The sequence below is a fragment of the Flavobacterium sp. genome (genome assembly GCF_049318325.1).
In the GTDB taxonomy this organism is placed as follows: domain Bacteria; phylum Bacteroidota; class Bacteroidia; order Flavobacteriales; family Flavobacteriaceae; genus Flavobacterium.
Genome location: NZ_JBMOGQ010000117.1, coordinates 1 through 7,092 on the forward strand (window position 1 = coordinate 1; position 7,092 = coordinate 7,092).

1 protein-coding gene is annotated in these 7,092 nt (G+C 38.1%); it reads left to right on the forward strand.

What is annotated here, in order from left to right:
* Positions 1 to 900 precede the first annotated feature (900 nt).
* Positions 901 to 7,092, forward strand: a 6,192-nt coding sequence (locus tag ACOYLP_RS09735) for a beta strand repeat-containing protein (protein WP_422855980.1), incomplete at its 3' end; no start/stop codon positions are given.

Sequence of the window (7,092 nt, forward strand, 5' to 3'; positions counted from 1 at the left end):
AATACTATTTAATAATTCGGATTCAGGTATAGAAATTTCACGTCCATAATAATAAAATTTAATCCATTTATAAATTAAACGTGTTCAACTAATAAGTCAAAAACTGATTATTTAGTTAACCTTCCAGAAGAAATATAAAACTGATTCAAAAATTAGTTTACCTACCATATACCATAGAAATCCATTGGTTAATTTAGCTGATGAGATTTCTTTGGTAAAATGGAACTTGATGAATTTTTCAGATTTTCTACTCAAAATAATGCCTTATTTTTGTAAAGATTAAAAATAGCTCCTATGAAGGTTGACTATTATTAATTACTCTTTTAGTAATTTCCAAATAAGAAAAACATTGAAGTGTCTGAAATTATTCTCCTGGCATCTCTTGTGTCATTTCGTCATATGAGACACCTTTGGGTTGAGCGCAGCTAAATCACATTGATTACTTTGTTTTATATGATTTGTTCTGCGTTATCTATCAAGGATTACTCACAACCATAGCGAACAGACGAAGTAAATATGCTATGTTGTTTTTTGAGTTTTTTACGCTTCCCGAAGCCTAGGGACAGCAAAGTTTTTTATGAAAAGAACGCAGGGTCTATTATAAGAATTATTTTCTTCCTTTATTTTTTATTGGTTTTTATGTTGGTTTTTATGTTGGTTTTTTAATTTATTTACAATGTATTGATTATTAATTAATTTTTTGTGTATTTTTATACCCCCTTGTTTACCTAAATAGTATTCCTGCTGACAGCTTTGGTTAGTGTGTGTTTTTCTTTGTGGTTGTGTTATTATTGCTTGAAAAAGATGTTATTTTTTAAAGACTTTTAAGTAATATAGCTTTTATGACCATTTAGAATTTGAATTTACTTTTTTGTATTTAGTTATAACATTAAAAATATTATGAATAGAAATTTACTACCCCCAATTAGTAGTTTGTTTGCCTCTTTTAAAACAAAGTCTTATATTTTGGTGCTGACTCTAGTGCTGGTGTTGAATTTTGGAATTACGAGCAAAATTAATGCGCAATGCATTGGGCCGTATCAAGTTTTTGAGAGTTTTGGAGCAGCCGCTACTAGACCAACAATGATAACTAATGGTTGGGCTTTTAGTGCCGCAGCTGTTACACCAGCATCAAGTGCTGCAGCAAGTAGGTCTGGTTCTAATTTTCTAAATATGGGTGCTACCTTAGGAGCCAATGTAACTACACCAATAATTGTAAATCCAAACATATTTCAGTTTTATCATAGAAGTACTCTCACAACTAGAGATGTTGTTATTAAAGTGGAATGGTTGACTTCTGATTTGTCTACTGTTTTAGGATTTGCTTCAGCAACGACAACATCAACTGCATATTCTGCTTATACAGTTAATTTATCGGCATTTACTAATATTAGAGTGAGAATAACATATGATGCAGTTTCTGGTGCTTCAGGAGCGCCTGGTTTACAATTAGATGATATTTCTTGGACATCTACCATCGCATCCCAAAATACTATTGTTGTTCCCGAACGTGGGAACTCAACCTGCAGCTCAGTTACTGTTCCTGCTGCTGGATCAGGGGTATTAAAATTTTATGATCAAGGAGGATTGTCGGATAACTACAGCAGCCCCAGAACCTATCAATCTGCGGCTACTGCAACATCAGTAGGCACAACAGTCACTGTGGGTACTACTACAAATTTAGTTGTTGGCATGTTTTTAACTGTTCAAGCAGGAACTGGTGCTTTTTCGCCAGGAACTACTGTTACAAATATAATAGATGCTACAAGCTTTACCGTCAGTGTTGCACCTACCACACCATTAATTGCGGCTACTGTATTTGGAACATTAGTTACTACGCCCTATGTATCTTCAGGGGCATCATCTGCTGGTACTACTATTACAGTTGCTACTACTGCTAATTTGGTAGTAGGAATGTCAATTGCTATGGTAAGCGGTACGGGAGCTTTTGCTGCTGGAACAACTGTAACAAGCATTTTAAATGCTACAAGCTTTACCGTCAGTGTTGCGCCTACCACTGCATTAAGTGGGGCTGTGGTTAGAGGAACTCCTCCTCAAACTCAGATTGTAGTATTTCAACCTACAAACGCATCAGAAAAAGTTAGATTAACCTTTGTGAATTTATTTGCTTTGGATGCGTTAGCTAATATAACAGTTTATAATGGTAATGGTGCAATAGCAGGTAACGAATTTGCTAATTCTAATGCTTATACAAATACTTCTCTTTTACCAGGTGCTGCCCAGTCACCAGTCAATAGTTTCACTTCTACAGACCCGAGTGGTTTTATTACGGTAAAATTTGTTTCCTCGATCTTAACGCCTTTGTCAGGATTTGATGTTAATGTAGAGTGTATTGCAGATTTATCCATTACCTCTTTAAGTGCTTCAAGCGGTTGTTCGGGAACGCCATTTACGGTTACAGGTACTGGCTTTACAAATACAGCTATGTCTGCAACTGTCGGCGGTTTTGCTGCAACAGCAACTTATGTTAATGGAACAACTATAACAATTACACCAACTACGGCGGTTGCTTCAGGAGCCGTGGTGCTTACTAATGGAGGTACCGCAATTAGTCCAACCAATTACACAGTAAATGCTTTGCCTACAGTTTCAGCAGGGTCATCTGTTTGTGTTGGAAGTACAATTACAATTTCGCCTGTCACAGGTGGAACTTGGTCAAGTAGTGATGCTACCAAGGCTACGGTGACTAATTCAGGCATAGTTACTGGTATTTCAGCAGGTAGCGCAACATTTACCTTTACAAATAGCACTACTGGTTGTAGCGCAACCACTTCAGCGGTTACCATTAATGCTTTGCCAGTAGTAAGTGCAGGGTCTTCTGTTTGTGTAGGAAGTACTATTACTTTATCACCAACTACGGGCGGAACATGGTCAAGTAGCAACAATAGTATAGCTACTATAACCAATGCAGGGATTGTAACAGGTGTTTCCTCTGGGAGTGTAAACTTTAGTTTTAATAATTCAACTACAGGTTGTAATGCAGTTACTTCTTCGGTAAATGTCATAGATGCACCTGTAGTCATTTTAAATACCACACTCGCGCAAACCTATTGTTTGAATGCAACAGCCTCAGCTTTGTCAGTAACAGCTAGCACTGTATCGGGTGTTATTACTTCTTATCAGTGGTTTAGCAATATTGTATCGTCTACTTCAGGGGCTATATCTATAAGTGGAGCCACTAGTAACTCTTATCCTCCTTTAACCACGACCTCTGGAACACTTTATTATTTTTGTCAAGTTACAAATACAGCTGGTTGTGTAACCAATAGTGCGGTATCAGGAGGAATTTTAATTAATGGCCCGCTATCGCCAACCACTACTACTGCAGCTACGGGTCCATCTTTTTCTTCATTTGTTGCAAACTGGACTGCTTTAGTCGGAGCTACAGGTTATTATTTAGATGTTTCAACTTCAAATACTTTTGCCACTTTTTTACCGGGTTATAATAATCTATTAGTTGGTAATGTTTCTTCTTATTTAGTATCTGGTTTGGTTATAAACACACCTTACTATTATAGAGTGAGAGCAATAAATTCATGTGCAACAAGTTCTGATTCCAATACAACAACTATAACTACTGGTTCTATATCATATTGTAATCCCACTTACGCAACGGGGAGTGCTACAGGAGATGAAATTACAAATGTAACTCTTGGCGCACTTAACAACACTTCTGGGGCGTCTGCAGGACCTGCTTTTTACACCTTCTATAATTCAGTTACAATTCCTACTTTATATCAAAATTCAACTTCTACTATTTCAATTTCATTCGGTACTCAGTCAAGACAGTATGTTGGAGTTTGGATAGATTACAACCAGAACAGTTTGTTTGAAGTTTCCGAAGGTGTCGTTTCTGTAAATAATGCTGGTTCAAACGGAACATCAGTACTTACAATTGTAATTCCAGCAGGAGCTATAACTGGAAACACTAGAATGAGAGTTAGAGGGGGTGATAATGCGGCACTAACGACAGCTATGGCTTGTGGTGCTTCAGGCAGTATCTTTGGTGAAACTGAGGATTATATAGTTAACATTTTACCTATTCCACCCTGTGCCGTTGTTTTGCCAACTGGGTTAGCATCTTCATTTGTTACTGGAACATCTGCTACAATTTCATGGTCGGATGCTTCAAATACACTCGGAAGTATTTATGAATATGCTTTTTCAACTTCAAGTGCAACTCCAACTTCGGGTACTTTAATTACAAGTGCTACATCAGCGAATTTAACAGGCCTAACAGATGGAGTAACCTACTATGCTTGGGTGAGAACCAATTGTGGTGGATCAAACCAGAGTGCTTGGGTTGGGCCAATTAGTTTTTTTACTGGTGTGCTTGATGTAGTAAACTTGAACGCTACAACAAATGGTGGAAGTTTAACCACTTGTTTTGCTAAGTTTTATGATAGTGGAGGGCCTACAGCTCCTTATACAAATAATGAGTCCTATACCTATACTTTTGTTCCAGCCACAGCAGGATCAAAACTTAAAGCTGTATTTAATTCATTTGCACTAGAAAATAATTATGATTTTCTATCTATATATAATGGTACAACAGCTACAGCAGCTAATTTAGTTGGGACTTACACCAATGCTCAAATTGCTGCTGGCCAAACTTTTTTCTCCACTGCGCCAGGAGGTGAATTAACATTCCGATTTACATCAGATATTTCTGTAACTCCAGCAGGTTGGGATGTTAGTTTATCTTGTGTTACAGTTCCAACAATATCAAGTTTTACACCAACATCTGCGTGCGCAGGTGTAGCCACTGTCGTAACAATTACAGGAACGAATATGTCAGCTGTTAACTCAGTTTCATTTAATGGTATTACTGCCGTTCCTACCGCTACTACAGCAACTTCCGTAACAGTAAATTTACCTGCTACAGCAACTTCTGGACTAGTAACGGTTTCTACAGCAACAGCAAGTGGAAATAGTGCTTTAGCTACTGTCCCGGTTTTTACCGTAAACCCAAGGCCATCTACTCCAAACGCAGGTGCTGATGCCAACATATGTACAGGAGGACCTTTGACTCTAAATGCTGCAGGGGTTATAAGTCCTCAGCCTATTTATCAAAATAATTTTTCATCGGGCGCTGGCTTAGTTACTAGCCATACAAATTGGAGTGCCGTTTCAACTAATTTAGCGGGTGGTGCGGCAAGTGGTGAATTAAGATTTAATTGGACTCCTTCCAGTACAGATGACTTTTGGATTTATCCAAATCAATTAATCAATACTACAGGTTATACTTCTTTGAATTTAACCTTCAATAGCGCTGTAGACTGGTTTTCAGGGACTTTCAATTTATACGTAGATACTTCTCCAGATGGGGTAACATGGACACCTAGATGGAATGTAGCGCCTACAGGAAATATTGCAGCAGGCCCTGTAAGTGTGAATCTTGGTGCACTTGACGGAACAAGTTTTTACATTAGATATAGACTTAGCGGAAATAGTTTCAATATAGATTTTTGGTACATTGATGATCTAATTGTAACGGGTATTCCAACTTTAAATTATTCGTGGAATACTAATTCATCATTAAGCTCAACATCAATTGCAAATCCAATTGCAACTCCAACAACAACTCAAACCTATACAGTGACTACTTCTTTTAATGGGTGTAGTTCCCCTTCAGATAGTGTTTTAGTAACTGTAAGTCCTAAACCAACCTCGGTTATAAGTGGCTCGCAGTCGGTTTGTAACGGTGCAACAGCTAGCCTTAGCGTTGCATTAACAGGAGTTGCTCCGTGGAGTTTAACCTATACAAATGGTACAACGTCTACCACAGTAACTGGAATTTTGACGAGCCCTTACACATTTACTACACCTGCGATTTCCACAACAACTACCTATACGATAAGTGCGTTAAGTGATAGCAGATGTTCTTCGGGACCAGCTGATAGGACAGGAAGTGCGGTTATTTCATTAATAATCCCGCCTACTGTTACTATTGCTGCATCAGCTGCATCAGTTTGTTTTAATTTTGCTAGTCAAACTACTACTCTGGCTTATTCTGCTACATCAGGTTCTCCTGCAACGTATAGTATTATTTGGGGTGCGGGTTATTTGCCATCAGGTTTTGTAACTATGACAGATGCACCATTCCCAGCAGGAGCTTCAGGTACTATAAATGTAACTGTTCCACCAGGTGCTGACAATTCAGTTCTTAATACCGCAACAATAGTGGTTAAAAATGCGCAAGGGTGCATCAGTGCAAGCTATTCTTTTTCGTTAGCTGTTAATATTTCGCCTGCTGTAACCATGACAGTTTCATCTCAAACTAGATGTTTCAGTGCTTCAAGTCAAACGGTAACTTATAATTATTCTGGAGCTAATGTTGCAAACAGCTATGATGTTACTTGGAATGCATCGCCAGCTAATTCATTACAAACTTTTTCAAATATTCCGTTTCCAAGTAGTTCAGGTTCTATAACTATTAATGTACCTGCTGGAACACCGGGAGGTACGTATACTGGGACAGTGACACCAAGAAATTCAGGTTGTGGTGTTGGTGCAGCTCCTAGAACAATTACACTAATTATTAGTCAGCCATCTATAACACCTGCAGCATCTGCAGCGTCAACTTGTTTTAGTGCAACAGCTCAAACTACAACATTAGCTTATTCCAATCCTGTTGCCACGCCTACCTTATATAGTATTGCATGGAATTCAGTTCCTGCTAATAGTTTTGTTGGAGTTACTGATGCTTCAATTACGGCAAGTCCATTAACCATTTCAATACCTGCTAATACGGCTGAAAACACCTATACAGGTACTATATCGGTGAAAAATGCCAATGGATGTGTAAGCCCAGGAACAACTTTTACAGTTTCTGTAGTTAATAAGCCTGTCATGTCAGGTATCAGTATTCAATCTTTATGTTCTAGTGCATCCATTCAATATCCTTTGTTGACTTTTTCATCAGTTGCTAATTCACCAACTTCTTACAGTATAGATTGGAATCCGGCAGCAAATGCAGCGGGTTTGGCAGATCAAGGTGTAACAACTGATGCTTTTGCTTCAACTGGAATAACAACAATTGTAATTCCTGCTAATTTACCTTTGAATCAA